The organism is Dactylosporangium sp. NPDC000244 (assembly GCF_040300725.1).
Lineage (GTDB): Bacteria > Actinomycetota > Actinomycetes > Mycobacteriales > Micromonosporaceae > Dactylosporangium.
In genome coordinates this window covers 95384-108888 of sequence record NZ_JBEPEH010000008.1, presented here as the reverse complement: position 1 = coordinate 108888, position 13505 = coordinate 95384, and the positions used below count along the sequence as shown (strand labels likewise).

11 protein-coding genes are annotated in these 13505 nt (G+C 71.8%); 8 read left to right on the top strand and 3 right to left on the bottom strand.

Translation table 11 applies throughout. The annotated features are described in order from the left end of the window. Positions 1-156 precede the first annotated feature (156 nt). Genes mfd through ABT369_RS13135 form a run of 3 tightly spaced genes read left to right on the top strand, consistent with a single transcriptional unit; the run spans position 157 to position 5425 of the window. Positions 157-3759 (top strand): transcription-repair coupling factor, encoded by a 3603-nt coding sequence (mfd, locus tag ABT369_RS13145; protein ID WP_350611969.1) that lies wholly within the window; start codon positions 157-159, stop codon positions 3757-3759. Between the two features lie 14 nt (positions 3760-3773). Next, positions 3774-4481, top strand: coding sequence for a hypothetical protein (locus ABT369_RS13140; protein WP_350611968.1), 708 nt, complete (start codon positions 3774-3776; stop codon positions 4479-4481). Positions 4482-4486: 5 nt separating this feature from the next. Further along, a complete protein-coding gene (locus ABT369_RS13135) occupies positions 4487-5425 on the top strand; it encodes a nucleoside triphosphate pyrophosphohydrolase (protein WP_350611967.1) in 939 nt (312 codons plus the stop codon). Positions 5426-5471: 46 nt separating this feature from the next. On the opposite strand, the gene ABT369_RS13130 is transcribed toward ABT369_RS13135, so the two are convergent. The 3 genes from ABT369_RS13130 to ABT369_RS13115 form a co-directional block, all read right to left on the bottom strand. After that, positions 5472-6011, bottom strand: a complete 540-nt coding sequence (locus ABT369_RS13130; RefSeq protein WP_350611966.1) for a phosphotransferase family protein — start codon at positions 6009-6011, stop codon at positions 5472-5474. A 756-nt stretch (positions 6012-6767) separates the two neighbouring features. After that, complete coding sequence (locus ABT369_RS13120; protein WP_350611965.1) at positions 6768-7268, bottom strand: MerR family transcriptional regulator; 501 nt, start codon at positions 7266-7268, stop codon at positions 6768-6770. 81 nt (positions 7269-7349) lie between these two features. Next, positions 7350-8165 carry a WecB/TagA/CpsF family glycosyltransferase gene (locus ABT369_RS13115; protein WP_502891739.1) on the bottom strand — a complete coding sequence of 272 codons (816 nt, stop codon included), beginning with the start codon at positions 8163-8165 and terminating at the stop codon, positions 7350-7352. A gap of 80 nt (positions 8166-8245) precedes the next feature. Between ABT369_RS13115 and ABT369_RS13110 the strand changes: the two genes are divergently transcribed. The 5 genes from ABT369_RS13110 to ABT369_RS13090 all read left to right on the top strand — a co-directional run bounded on the left by ABT369_RS13110 (position 8246) and on the right by ABT369_RS13090 (position 13453). Then, positions 8246-9169 carry a sulfotransferase gene (locus ABT369_RS13110; protein ID WP_350611963.1) on the top strand — a complete coding sequence of 308 codons (924 nt, stop codon included), beginning with the start codon at positions 8246-8248 and terminating at the stop codon, positions 9167-9169. Then, positions 9166-10122, top strand: a complete 957-nt coding sequence (locus tag ABT369_RS13105) for a glycosyltransferase family 2 protein (protein ID WP_350611962.1) — start codon at positions 9166-9168, stop codon at positions 10120-10122. The genes ABT369_RS13110 and ABT369_RS13105 overlap by 4 nt, the downstream gene beginning before the upstream one ends. 11 nt (positions 10123-10133) lie before the next feature. Continuing rightward, positions 10134-10889 (top strand): alpha/beta fold hydrolase, encoded by a 756-nt coding sequence (locus ABT369_RS13100; RefSeq protein WP_350611961.1) that lies wholly within the window; start codon positions 10134-10136, stop codon positions 10887-10889. After that, positions 10886-12091 carry a CysS/YqeB C-terminal domain-containing protein gene (locus ABT369_RS13095; RefSeq protein ID WP_350611960.1) on the top strand — a complete coding sequence of 402 codons (1206 nt, stop codon included), beginning with the start codon at positions 10886-10888 and terminating at the stop codon, positions 12089-12091. Before ABT369_RS13100 ends, ABT369_RS13095 begins: the two co-directional genes overlap by 4 nt. 144 nt (positions 12092-12235) lie before the next feature. Continuing rightward, the gene (locus ABT369_RS13090) at positions 12236-13453 is read left to right on the top strand and encodes an NADP-dependent isocitrate dehydrogenase (RefSeq protein WP_350611959.1); all 1218 of its coding nucleotides are present in this window, start codon (positions 12236-12238) and stop codon (positions 13451-13453) included. The last annotated feature ends 52 nt before the right edge of the window (positions 13454-13505 follow it).

Genomic DNA, 13505 nt, shown 5'->3' with positions numbered 1-13505 from the left:
CGGCATCGTATCGGCTCCGTCGTCGGCCCGTGCCGTTCCGGTGAGCCATGTCTCGGTTTCTGTCATACCCTCCGGATAGGGTTGAACCCGCATCGACCACCCCCGCCCGAATCTCGGCGCGGGGCTGTTTGCCGTGCAGATTGGGTGCAAAACGCCATGAAGCTCGCCGGTCTCACCGACGCCGTCCTCGCCGATCCGGCCCTCGCCCGCGCGCGTGACCTCGCCCGCGCCGGGCACAGCGACCAGGTCGACCTGACCGGGCCGCCCGCCCTGCGCGCCTTCGTCGCGGCCGCCGTCGCCGGTGAGCGCCCCGTCCTGGCCGTCACGGCCACCGGGCGCGAGGCCGAGGACCTGGCCGCGGCGCTGACCTGCCTGCTGGAGCCGGACACGGTCGCGGTCTACCCGTCGTGGGAGACGCTGCCGCACGAGCGCCTCTCCCCCCGCTCCGACACCGTCGGGCGGCGGCTGTCGGTGCTGCGCCGCCTGGCCCACCCGACCGCCGAGGCGCCCCGGCCCCGGGTCGTCGTGGCACCGGTCCGCTCGGTGCTCCAGCCGCAGCTCAAGGGCCTGGGTGACCTGGAGCCGATCGAACTGCGCCCGGGCGGCTCGGCCGACCTCGACGCGCTCACGGTGCGACTGGCCGAGCTGGCCTACGCCCGCGTCGACCTCGTCACCAAGCGGGGCGAGTTCGCGGTGCGCGGCGGCATCCTCGACGTCTTCCCGCCGACCGAGGAGCACCCGCTGCGGGTCGAGTTCTGGGGCGACGAGGTCGAGGAGATCCGCTCGTTCGCCGTCGCCGACCAGCGCACCATCGAGAAGGTCGAGCGGCTGTTCGCCCCGCCCTGCCGGGAGCTGCTGCTCACCGACGAGGTCCGCGACCGCGCCCGGGCCCTGTCCACCGACCACCCGCAGCTCGCGGAGATGCTCGACAAGCTCGCCGGGGGCATCCCGGTCGAGGGCATGGAGTCCCTCGCGCCGGCGCTGCTCGGCGGCACCGACTCGCTCGAGCTCGTGCTGCACTGCATGCCCGAGGGCACGCACGTGCTGCTCTGCGACCCCGAGCGCATCCGCACCCGGGCCCACGACCTGGTGCGCACGAGCGACGAGTTCCTGGAGGCCAGCTGGGCCGCGGCCGCCGTGGGCGGCAAGGCGCCGATCGACCTCGGCGCGGCGGCCTTCCGCCACCTGGGCGACGTCCGGGCCGCGGCGGCCTCGCTGGGGCAGCCGTGGTGGTCGCTGAGCCCGTTCGCCGCGACGCCCGATTCGGCGCTGCCCGCCGAGCCCTGGGAGGACGCGGCCCCGGCGGTCGCCGTCTCGGACGACGCCGTCTCGATCACGCTGGCCGCGCAGGCCGTGCCGCTCTACCACGGCGAGACCGCCCGGGTCGTCGACGACCTCAAGCGCCTCACCGGCGACGGGTGGCGGGTCGCGCTCGTGTTCGAGGGCACCGGGCCGGCCCAGCGCGCCGCCGAGGTGCTGCGCGGCTCCGACCTCGGCGTCTCCTTCGCCGAGGCGATCCCGGCCGCGCCCGACGCCGGCCTCGTCACGGTCGCCACCGGCTCGCTCGAGCTCGGGTTCCTCGACGAGGGCGCCAAGCTCGCGGTCATCACCGGCACCGACATCTCCGGCGGCCGGGGCGCGTCCACCAAGGACATGCGCAAGATGCCCAGCCGCCGGCGCAACCAGATCGACCCGCTGGAGCTGCGCGCCGGGGACTACGTGGTGCACGAGCAGCACGGCATCGGCCGCTACGTGGAGATGGTCCAGCGCACGGTCAACGGGGCCGACCGCGAATACCTCGTCATCGAATACGCGGCGACCAAGCGCGGCCAGCCCGGCGACCGGCTCTTCGTCCCCACCGACCAGCTCGACCAGCTGTCGCGCTACGTCGGCGGCGAGGCGCCCACGCTGCACAAGATGGGCGGCTCGGAGTGGCAGAAGGCCAAGTCGCGGGCGCGCAAGGCGGTGCGGGAGATCGCCGCCCAGCTCATCCAGCTCTACGCGGTCCGGCAGAACTCGCAGGGCCACGCGTTCGGCCCCGACACGCCGTGGCAGCGCGAGCTCGAGGACGCCTTCCCCTACCACGAGACCCCCGACCAGCTCGCCGCGATCGAAGAGGTCAAGGGCGACATGGAGAAGTCGGTGCCGATGGACCGCCTGATCTGCGGCGACGTCGGCTACGGCAAGACCGAGATCGCGGTGCGGGCGGCGTTCAAGGCGGTGCAGGACGGCAAGCAGGTCGCCGTGCTCGTCCCCACGACGCTGCTGGCCCAGCAGCACTTCAACACGTTCTCCGAGCGGGTCTCGCAGTTCCCGGTCGAGGTGCGGCAGCTGTCGCGGTTCCAGACGCCGACGGAGACGAAGCTGACGATGGAGAAGGTCACCGACGGCACCGTCGACATCGTCATCGGCACCCACCGGCTGCTGCAGACCGCGACCCGGTTCAAACAGCTCGGCCTCGTGATCGTCGACGAGGAGCAGCGCTTCGGCGTGGAGCACAAGGAGTTCCTCAAGCAGCTGCGCGCCTCCGTCGACGTGCTCACCATGTCGGCGACCCCGATCCCGCGCACCCTGGAGATGGCGATCACCGGCATCCGCGAGATGTCCACGATCGCCACCCCGCCGGAGGAGCGCCACCCGGTGCTCACGTTCGTCGGCGCCCAGGACGACAAGCAGGTGGCCGCGTCCATCCACCGCGAGCTGCTGCGCGACGGGCAGGTCTTCTACCTGCACAACCGCGTCGAGTCGATCGAGCGGGCGGCGCGCCGGCTGCGGGAGCTGGTGCCCGAGGCGCGGGTCGCGGTCGCGCACGGCCAGATGACCGAGGAGGCCCTCGAGAAGATCATGGTGGGGTTCTGGGAGAAGGAGTACGACGTCCTCGTCTGCACCACGATCGTGGAGAGCGGCATCGACATCCCCAACGCCAACACCCTGATCGTCGAGCGCGCCGACCTGCTCGGCCTCGCCCAGCTGCACCAGATCCGCGGCCGCGTGGGCCGCGGGCGCGAGCGGGCCTACGCCTACTTCCTCTACCCGCCGGACAAGCCGCTGACCGAGCACGCCCACGAGCGGCTGGCGACCATCGCGCAGCACACGGAGCTCGGCGCGGGTATGTACGTGGCGATGAAGGACCTCGAGATCCGCGGCGCGGGCAACCTGCTGGGCGGCGAGCAGTCCGGGCACATCGAGGGCGTGGGCTTCGACCTGTACGTGCGGATGGTCGGCGAGGCGGTCCAGCAGTTCAAGGGCGAGCGGCCCGAGGAGGAGGAGCCGGACGTCAAGATCGACCTGCCGGTCGACGCGCACCTGCCGCTGGAATACATCGCGGCCGAGCGGCTCCGGCTGGAGATCTACCGCAAGATCGCCGGGGCCAAGGACGACGCGGCGCTGGACGAGATCGTGGCGGAGATGAAGGACCGCTACGGCGAGCCCCCGCTGCCCGTCGCGAACCTCCTGGCCGTCGCGCGCTTCCGGTTCCTGGCCCGCTCCTACGGGCTGACGGACGTGTCGCTGCAGGGCAAGCACGTGCGGTTCGGGCCGCTCGCGCTGCCGGACTCCAAGCAGATGCGGCTCAAGCGGCTCTACCCGGAGTCCGTCTACAAGGCCGCGGCCGACACGGTCTCGCTGCCCCGGCCGTCGACGCGCCGGGTCGGCGGCGAGCCGATGCGGGACACGCAGCTGCTGGACTGGGCGGGCGAGCTGCTCAAAACGGTCCTGGGCGAACCCGCGTCGCTCCGGGCCACGGCCAACACTGCGTGAGAGGCTGCAGCACTATGCGTGTTCGTCGCCTCGCCGGCGTGGTCGCCCTGGCCCTGGCCGCCGGCTCCGCCCTGGCCGCCTGCCGTTCCCAGCCGGACGTCGCCGTCTACGTCGGCGAGCGCCAGGTCTCCGCGGCCTCGGTCGACGCGATCGTGAAGAGCGTCAACGACGAGGCCGACCGGCGCATCGCCGCCTTCGCCGAGGCCCACGCAAAGAACCCGGGCACCCTGCCGCCGCCGCTCGTGCGCACCAACGGCACCGAGGTCGTGTCGCTGATCGTGCTCGCCGACCTCGGCAAGCGCGTCATCGCCGAGCGCGGCCTGAGCGCGCGGACGGCGCCGGTCGACACGATCGCGAAGACCTTCGGGATGTCGCCGTCGGACCCGTATGTGGTGCTGTGGACGGAGTACCTGAGCGGCCTGCAGTCCGTGGCCGCGGCCGAGCAGGCGCGGCCGCTCACCGACGAGGAGGCCGACCGGCTCTGGGAGGCCGGCGGGGCGGACGCGGACGTCGACTACGACGAGGCCACGCACCACTTCAAGACCCAGATCAACCTGGGCCCGCTGTTCTCGGCCCAGCGGCGGCTGGCCGGCGCCCTGGACGCGGCGAACGTGTCGGTGAACCCGCGGTACGGCCCGGTGGTCATGCCCGTGGTCTTCGAGGGCAAGCACCTTGACGTAGGGTTCCCCTCCGAGAAGGACATGCTTTCGGAGGAGGGCTGACGGCGGTGTCGGGCAGCGTGGTCCTGCTGGTGACGTCCCCCCGACTGCCGGCGGGCGTCCTGACCGCCGAGGCCTGGGACCTGGTGCGCGCGCACCCCGTGTTCACCGCCGCCGCGACCCCGCAGTCCGACGCCCTGGTGGCCGCGGGCGCCTCGGTGTCCGTGCTGACGTCCGCCTTCGTCGACACCTTGCTGACCGCCGTGTCCGCCCACGGCACCGTGGTGTGGCTGGCCGCGCCGGACGGCGACGAGGACCTGGCCCGGGAGCTGGGCCTCCGCCTGGCCCGCGAACCCGGTCTGGCCGCCCTGGAGCTCGTGTACGGCTCGTGGGATCCCCCGGGCGCACGCCTCCTCGACGTGGTGACCGTGATGGATCGCCTGATGCACCCGACCCACGGCGACGCCTGGAAGCGGGCCCAGACGCACGAAAGCCTGGCGCCGTTCCTGCTGGAGGAGTCGTACGAACTCTTCGACGCCATCGCTTCCGGGGATGCGCCCGCCGTGCGCGAGGAGCTCGGCGATGTGCTCCTGCAAGTGGTGCTGCACGCCCGCCTGGCCGAGGAGACGTCGGACTTCACGATCGACGACGTGGCCGGCGACCTGGTAGCCAAACTGATCCGGCGCAACCCGCACGTGTTCGCCGACACGGAGGTGGGCGGCATCGACGAGATCATCGCGAACTGGGAGCAGATCAAGAAGGCGGAGAAGGCCCGGGGCTCGGTCGTGGACGGCGTCGCGTTGTCGCAGCCGGCGCTGGCTCTGGCCGCGAAGCTCCTGCAGCGCGTCGCCCGCGCGAACCTGGACGTTCCCCTGCCACCGCCCACTTCCCTGGGCGGCCGGCTGTTCGCGGACGTGGCTGCTTCGTCGGAGGACGCGGAGACGGCGCTGCGAGCGGCGGCCTTGGCGTACATGGAGTCCGTGCGCGCAGCCGAGCGCGGCCGATGACACTGGGTTTCTGACGGTCGCTCTGCGTGTTCGACCCGGAGATCGATTAGGTCGAGCGGGTTACGCTTGAGGTGTAAATCGGAACGCCAGGCCGAGGCAGATTCTGCAATTTCTTGGATGTGCGGGCCGGTCTTTGTAGACGGCCTTTTCCTGGCCTGGTCGTTCGCCGGGTTCCTCGCTGGTCGAGGGTGCCGGGTGGGTTGCGGTGTTCGGCGGGGCCGCCGGGGCGGAGCGTGTGTAGCCAGAAGATGGCGTAGAGCCGGCGCGCGTTGAGTAGTCGGTCGCCGTCGAGGTCGAACATGGTGAGGAACTCGGTCCAGTCAGCGTGACGGGCCGAGAGGTGTTCGACCAGGTCGGCCAGCTCAAACTCGCGGTCGGACCGTCCGGCGTCTTCGAAGTCGACGATCCGGATCCGCCGCCCGTCCCACAGGTAGTTGGCGAGGTTCGGGTCGGCGTGGCCCAGCACGGTGTTGCCGGCGGGGCCGAGGCGAAGGCCAGCCAGGAAGGACCGGGCGGCGCGGGCGGCCTCGCGCGCCGGGCCCGGCAGGTCCAGGCCGGCCATGCGCTTGGTCATCAGCGCGTGCATCTCGGCGGGCGGGTAGGTCGGGGCACGGTACTGACCAGAATTGGCGCAGCGACGCGGCCAACGCGGCTTGCTGATCGGTGTCCAGGTCGTCGGTCAGTGGGGTGCCGGGTAGCAAGGCCATGCTGACGGTGGGCGGATCGGCATCCAAGTCGGCTTCGATCGGCTAGGGCACCAGGTCGGGATGTTGGGCGCGTACCCGGTGCGGCACGGCCCACTCCCGGAGGTGTTCGCCGCGCGACCACGACACGTAGCGCTTGGTCAGTCGATCTCCGTCGATAAACAGCTGGTGCGTCTGCGACACCCGTCGAATCTAGGCCTTGATCCCACGGTGACGCAGGTGCCGGCGGTTCGCGCGGTCACGAGGGCATGGCCGGCGGGATCCTGTTCGACCCCGCCCGGCGGCTTGCGCTGCAGGTCATCGTCGCGGCGGGCGCCGGCGGCGTGGCTGACGTCCCAGGTGATCAGCCCGGCCGCGTCAGCGTGGGCCTGCGGCCCGGTTACGGCGCGCTGTCAGCGGCGGAGACCACAGGCGTGGCGGAAGATGTCAGCGCCAGGAGTCCCGCCGCGGATTACAGCAGGGCTCGCGAACGCGCGTTGATGTTCACGTCTCGTGCGTGGAGGCGTTCAGGGGCGGGATGCGGTACCCGGCGAGGCGCAGCTGGTGCACGACTCGCGCATCGCGCACGTCCGCGGGGCGTAGACGCGAACACGTCCGCGGGCGGCCCGCCGGGGGTTAGCAGGCCCTGGCGTTCGCAGCTACGTCGAGGTGGGCACCGCCAGCGCGGCAGCCAGTTCCGAGATGGTCATGGCGTCGTCGGGGCGGATGTCGTCGAACGGTTCGGCGCCGATCGCGGCTGCGGCTCCCCTTGCCAGTTCGACGTCTCGGTGTGTAGGCGGGCGTGTGCCGCGTCGACGAGCGCGAGCACGTCTCGCATGATCGTGTCCGGCGGCGGACGCGAGGGCTACGTAGGTTGCCGCGGCGCGCGCGTGGGCCTCGGTCCAGGTGCGATAGCCGGACGGGGTGCGCGCGGTCGGTTCGAGTACCCCGTCGCGCTCGAGGTTGCGCACCTGCTGGACAGAGCGGCCAGCTTGCCGGGCCACGTCGGCGGTGCGCAGGGGGCGAGGGTTCGCATCGCCGGCGTCGAGCCCTCCGTGATCCAAAGTCTCCTCAAGCAAGAACACATGGACATCGACGCTGGACGCTGTCATCGTCCTGCGGCCGCAGCCCCCGTCGACGCAGCCGTTCGCCACGATCATGACGAAGGACCATCCCGACGAACCTGGACGAGCCGGGCACCTTCCGGCTCAACATCGCCGTGCCCAAGGCCGAGTTCGCGATCAGGCCCGGTGGGCCGGGCGGCGGGTCAGGCGGTAGTGCAGCGAGCGGGCCAGCAGGGCGGCGGCGAAGGGGGCGTCCTCGCGGAGGTAGCGGCGGGCCAGCCGCCGGGGCTCGCGGGCCAAACGGTCCAGCCATTCGAGGCCGGCCTTCTGCATCGCCGGGCGGGCCCGCTGAACGTCTCCGGCCACGAAGTTCACGGCCGCGCCGCAGCCCAGGAACCAGGTCGCGGGTAGGGACCTGCGCAGGGACGCGATCAGATGCTCCTGGCGGGGGAAGCCGATCCCGACGTACACCATCTGGGGTTCGGCCTCGATGACGCGCGCGCAGACGTCGCGTAGCTGGGTTCGGTTGCGGTCGAAGCCGAACGGGGGGCAGTGGGCGCCGGCGATCTGCAGGCCCGGGCACTCCTCGGCCAGGCGGGCGGCCGCGCGGTGAGCGCCGTCCTCCTGCTCGGAATCCGCGGGAGTGCCGCCCAGCACGAAGACGTTGCCGCCCTGGCTGGCCAGGCCGCGCGACAGCGACCAGATCAGGTCGGAGCCGGGCACCCGAGCGGGTAGAGCCCGGCCCGCCAGGCGCGCCGCCCAGACCAGGGGGGCGCCGTCGGCCACCACCAGGTCGGCCGCGCTCAGTTGGGCTCGCAGGGCGGCGTCTCGGGCCACCTTGCGCAGGATGTCCACGTTCGGGGTCACGATCCAGCCGCCCCGGCCCCGCTTCAGGGCGCGCAGGACGCGTGTGACCACCTCGGACTCCGTTACCGGGTCGACGGGCAGGCCGCCGATCGGTACTCGACGGGTGTGGGAGTAGCTGCGCAGCATCGTTCGTCCGCGATTCCTCGTTAGACCTACCAGATGCCAGCGAAACTGGCATATCCACCAAAACGACCAAGGAGGGCGCTTTGGTACGCGTTCTGTTCCTCGGAGGGCTTGGGCGCAGCGGCACCACGCTGCTCGAACGCCTGCTGGGGGAACTGCCCGGCGTGGTACCGCTCGGGGAGGTCGTGCACCTCTGGGAGCGCGACATCGCCGGCGACGAGCGCTGCGCGTGCGGCGACCACTTCTCGGAGTGCGGGTTCTGGCAGGCCGTCGGGGAGAAGGCGTTCGGCGGGTGGCAGCACGTCGACGTGTGGCGGGTGCTCGCACTGCGCCACGCCGTCGAGCGCACGCGGCACATTCCGCGGCTCGCCAGTGTGCGGATGAGTCCGGCGCACCGGCTGCTCGTCGAGGAGTACGCCGACTGGTACGCCCGCCTCTACGAGGCCGCCGCGATCGTCTCCGGGGCCGATGTGCTCGTCGACTCCTCCAAGCACGCCGCGCTGGCCTACTGCCTGCGGTTCGCGCCGAGCATCGACCTGCGCGTCGTGCACATGGTCCGGGACAGCCGAGGGGTGGCCTACTCCTGGACGAAGAAGGTCTCACGGCCGGAGACCGACAATGCCGAGGAGATGACGCGGTACTCCCCCGGCCGCTCGGCCCTCCTGTGGAACGCGCACAACGTGGCGTTCTCGGCGCTGCACCGCTGCGGGGTGCCGGTGCAGCGGGTGCGGTACGAGGAGCTGCTCGACCGGCCCGAGGACACCCTGCGCGAATTGTCGAGATTTATCGAGATAAAGCCGGGCAGCCTGCCGTTCCTGGCCGACAACACCGCCACCCTCGGCGCCTGTCACAGCGCCGCCGGCAACCCGATGCGCTTCACCGTCGGGCCGGTGCCCCTGCGCCGCGACGACGCCTGGCGCACGTCTCTGCCCGGCCGGCAGCGGCGGGTCGTGAGCGCGCTGACCGCCCCCCTGCTCGGCGCATACGGCTACCGGGGCGCCCGATGAGCGCGCCCGCCGGCCACACAAGCTCAACGAGCGCGGCCGGGCATTGGCCGAGCGTCGGCGTCATCATTCCCACGCGCAACCGGCCCGAGCTGCTGCGCCGCGCGGTGACCGGGATCGTCGCCCAGGACTACCCGGGGCCGGTACGCACCATCGTGATCTTCGACCAGCACGACCCGGACGCGAGCCTGTGCCGCGGGGGTGAGCGCCCGCTCGACGTGCTGCCGAACCTGCGCAAGCCCGGGCTGGCCGGCGCGCGCAACACGGGCATCGTCGCGCTCGACACCGACCTGGTGGCGTTCTGCGACGACGACGACGTGTGGCTGCCGACGAAGCTGCGCCGACAGGTGCACGCGCTGCAGCAGCGGCCGCAGGCCGAGTTCTGCACGTCGGCGATCGAGGTGGAGTTCGCCGACCGGCTCACGCCGCGGTTGGCGGGCGCCTCGCTGGTCGGGCTGGACGACCTGGTCCGCTCGCGGATGTCGATGCTGCACTCCTCGACGTTCCTGGTGCGGCGCTCCGCGTTCGCCGCCGACGAGATGGGGCTGGTCGCCGAGGACGCGCCCGGCAGCCAGAACGAGGACTGGGACCTGCTGCTGCGGGCGGTCAAGCGCGGCGAGATCGTGCACGTCGACGACCCGCTGGTGCGGGTGCTGTGGGGGCGCTCGTCGCTGTTCGCCTACGAGTACGGGACGAAGATGGCCTCGCTGCGCTGGATGATGACCCGCCACCCCGAGATCGCGGCGTCGACGACCGGGGCGGGCCGCGTGTACGGGCAGCTCGCCTGCTGGTCCGCGGCGACCGGCAACCGCCGGGACGCGTGGCGCTGGACGAAGGCGGCGATGCGCTCGAACTGGCGGGAGCCCCGCGCCGCGATCGCCCTCGCGGCCGTGACCGGCGTGGTCAAGGTCGAAAGCGTGCTCGGGGCCCTGCACCGGAGGGGTCGCGGCATCTAGGCTGCGTATCCATGAGGCTTCACGTTCGCGTGCACGGGGAGGGCCTCGAGGGAGCGCCGTTCCTGCTCGTGCACGGGCTGTCGTCGAACGCCCGGCTGTGGGACGGGGTGGCCGGGCACCTGGTGGCGGCGGGGCACCCGGTCTTCGCGGCCGACCTGCGATCGCACGGGGAGTCGCCGAGCCCGCCCGACGGGTACGACACCGCGACCGCCGCCGACGATCTCGCGGAGCTGGGCCTGCCGCCGGCGATCGTGGCGGGGCAGTCGTGGGGCGGCAATGTGGTGGTACAGCTGGCGGCCCGTCATCCCGAGCGCGTGCGCGCCCTGGCCCTCGTCGACGGCGGGTGGATCGACCTCGCGGCGCAGTTCCCGAGCTGGGCGGCGTGCGAGGAGCGGCTGCGGCCGCCGGACGTGAGCGACCTGACCGCGACCCGGCTGCGGGCGCGGCTGCGGGCCGCGCACCCGGACTGGGAGCCGTGGGCGATCGAGGCGACGGTGAGCAACCTGCACGTGCACCCGGACGACTCGCTGAGCCGGCGGCTGCCCGTGCCCGAGCACATGCGGATCGTGCGGAGCATGTGGGACGACCCGCCGCAGCCGTACTTCCCGCGGATCGCCGTCCCCGTGCTCGCCATCCCGGCCGGCTCGCACACGCCCGACCTGACCGGTCTCGCCGACGTGAAGCTGCGGCCGTATCCGGGCGCGGACCACGACGTGCACGCCCAGCACCCCGCGTCCGTCGCGGCCGACCTGCTGAGCCTCGCATGAGCGGGCTGCTGGTGATCATGGGCTCGGGCGAGACCGCGCCGACGATGGTCAAGCCGCACCGCGAGATCTTCCGGCGCTGCGGGGACCGGCCGGCGGTGCTGCTCGACACGCCGTACGGCTTCCAGGAGAACGCCGACGACATCTCGGCCAAGGCCGTGAAGTACTTCGCGGACAGCACGGGCCGCGCGCTCTCGGTCGTCAGCTGGCGCAGCACGCCCGCGGCCGGCCTGCCGCTCGAACGGGCGCTGAGCGGCCTGCGCGAGGCCGGCTGGCTCTTCGCGGGGCCGGGCAGCCCCACCTATGCGCTGCGGCAGTGGTCGGAGACGCCCTTCCCAGGTGTACTGGCTGAGGTCCTCGCGGCCGACGGCGTGGTCTGCTTCGCCTCGGCCGCGGCGCTGACCCTCGGCTCGCACACGATCCCGGTGTACGAGATCTACAAGGCCGGCAGCGACCCGCACTGGGTGCCCGGGCTGGACCTGTTCCACCAGGTGACCGGGCTGCCCGCGGTGCTGATCCCGCACTACGACAACGCCGAGGGCGGGCACCACGACACCCGCTTCTGCTACCTGGGCGAGCGGCGCCTGGCCCGGCTGGAGCCGCTGCTGCCGCCCGAGGCGTTCATCATCGGCATCGACGAGCACACCGCCGGGCTGTTCGACCTCGGCGCGCGCACGGTGACGGTGGTCGGCAACGGCGGGCTGACCCTGCGCCGGGGCGGCCGCTCGCAGCGCTGGCCGGCCGGCACGACGCTGCCCTTCTCGGTCTTCACCGGTCTCCCCGAGGCGGACTCCACGCCCGATGCACCCGCCGCCGTGCGGGAGCCGCCGCCGCCCACCTCGCTGGCCGCCTCGACGCAGGCGGCGACGGGCAGGTTCGACGCGTGCCTGGCGGCCCGCGACCAGGACGGCTGCGTGGCCGCGGCCCTGGAGCTGGAGCAGGCGCTGCAGGACTGGATCGCGGACACGGACGTGTCCGACGAGCGCGAGCAGGCCCGGGCGGCGCTGCGCGGGATGCTGGTGCGGCTCGGCTCGCTCGCGGGCCCGGACCGCTTCGGCCCCTTGGTCACGGCCCTGGTCGCGCTGCGCAAGGAGGCGCGCACGGCGAAGAACTGGGCCCTGAGCGACTCCCTCCGCGACGTCCTGGCCGACGCGGGCGTGACGATTCGGGACACTCCGACCGGCCCGTCGTGGTCCGAACGATAAGTCGGGCACTCCGTGCCGCGACTTATCGGACATTTCACGATATAGCGATATCCTGCCAGCTCAGGGCCCGACTTCGAGCCCACCCCAGCCATGCAGTACGCTCGTACTGCTAAGCGTGGACAGCGCGAGAGGAGCGCCCGGCCGATGGCGAAGATCAAGGTAAACAACCCTGTCGTCGAGCTCGACGGCGACGAGATGACCCGGATCATCTGGAAGCAGATCCGCGAGCAGCTGATCCTGCCCTACCTCGACGTCGATCTGAAGTACTACGACCTGTCGATCGAGTACCGCGACCAGACCGACGACCAGGTCACGGTCGACGCCGCGAACGCCATCAAGCAGCACGGCGTCGGCGTGAAGTGCGCCACGATCACGCCGGACGAGGCGCGGGTCGAGGAGTTCTCGCTCAAGAAGATGTGGCGCTCCCCGAACGGCACCATCCGCAACATCCTCGGCGGCGTGGTCTTCCGCGAGCCGATCATCATGTCGAACGTGCCGCGCCTGGTCCCCGGCTGGACCAAGCCGATCATCATCGGCCGCCACGCCCACGGCGACCAGTACAAGGCGACCGACTTCGTGGTGCCCGGCCCGGGCAAGGTCACGGTGACCTACACGCCGGCCGACGGCGGCGCCCCGATGGAGTTCGAGGTCGCCAACTTCCCCGGCGGCGGCGTCGCGATGGGGATGTACAACTACGACGACTCGATCCGCGACTTCGCCCGCGCCTCGCTGCGCTACGGCCTCGACCGCGGCTACCCGGTCTACCTGTCGACCAAGAACACGATCCTCAAGGCCTACGACGGCCGCTTCAAGGACCTGTTCGCGGAGATCTTCGAGACCGAGTTCAAGGACGAGTTCGCGAAGGCCGGCATCACCTACGAGCACCGGCTCATCGACGACATGGTCGCCGCGGCGCTGAAGTGGGAGGGCGGCTTCGTGTGGGCCGCCAAGAACTACGACGGCGACGTGCAGTCCGACACCGTCGCGCAGGGCTTCGGCTCGCTCGGCCTCATGACCAGCGTGCTGATGACCCCCGACGGCAAGACCGTCGAGGCCGAGGCCGCCCACGGCACCGTCACCCGGCACTACCGGCAGTGGCAGAAGGGCGAGAAGACCTCGACGAACCCGATCGCGTCCATCTTCGCCTGGACGCGCGGCCTGGCCCACCGCGGCAAGGTCGACGGCACGCCCGAGGTGACCAACTTCGCCAACACCCTGGAGCAGGTCTGCGTCGACACCGTCGAGGGCGGCCAGATGACCAAGGACCTGGCCCTGCTGATCTCGCGCGACGCCCCGTGGCTGACCACGGACGAGTTCATGAACGCGCTGGACCAGAACCTCGCGAAGCGCCTGAGCGCCTAGTTTTTCCGCGAAACGGCCCCGCCGCCCGATGGGTGGCGGGGCCGTTTTCGTA

Excerpts from the sequence above, each read along its gene's own strand:
- mfd (WP_350611969.1), top strand. The coding sequence starts at position 157 with ATGAAGCTCGCCGGTCTCACCGACGCCGTCCTCGCCGATCCGGCCCTC.
- ABT369_RS13140 (WP_350611968.1), top strand. The coding sequence starts at position 3,774 with ATGCGTGTTCGTCGCCTCGCCGGCGTGGTCGCCCTGGCCCTGGCCGCC.
- ABT369_RS13130 (WP_350611966.1), bottom strand. The coding sequence starts at position 6,011 with ATGCACGCGCTGATGACCAAGCGCATGGCCGGCCTGGACCTGCCGGGC.
- ABT369_RS13120 (WP_350611965.1), bottom strand. The coding sequence starts at position 7,268 with ATGATCGTGGCGAACGGCTGCGTCGACGGGGGCTGCGGCCGCAGGACG.
- ABT369_RS13115 (WP_502891739.1), bottom strand. The coding sequence starts at position 8,165 with ATGCTGCGCAGCTACTCCCACACCCGTCGAGTACCGATCGGCGGCCTG.
- ABT369_RS13105 (WP_350611962.1), top strand. The coding sequence starts at position 9,166 with ATGAGCGCGCCCGCCGGCCACACAAGCTCAACGAGCGCGGCCGGGCAT.
- ABT369_RS13100 (WP_350611961.1), top strand. The coding sequence starts at position 10,134 with ATGAGGCTTCACGTTCGCGTGCACGGGGAGGGCCTCGAGGGAGCGCCG.
- ABT369_RS13095 (WP_350611960.1), top strand. The coding sequence starts at position 10,886 with ATGAGCGGGCTGCTGGTGATCATGGGCTCGGGCGAGACCGCGCCGACG.
- ABT369_RS13090 (WP_350611959.1), top strand. The coding sequence starts at position 12,236 with ATGGCGAAGATCAAGGTAAACAACCCTGTCGTCGAGCTCGACGGCGAC.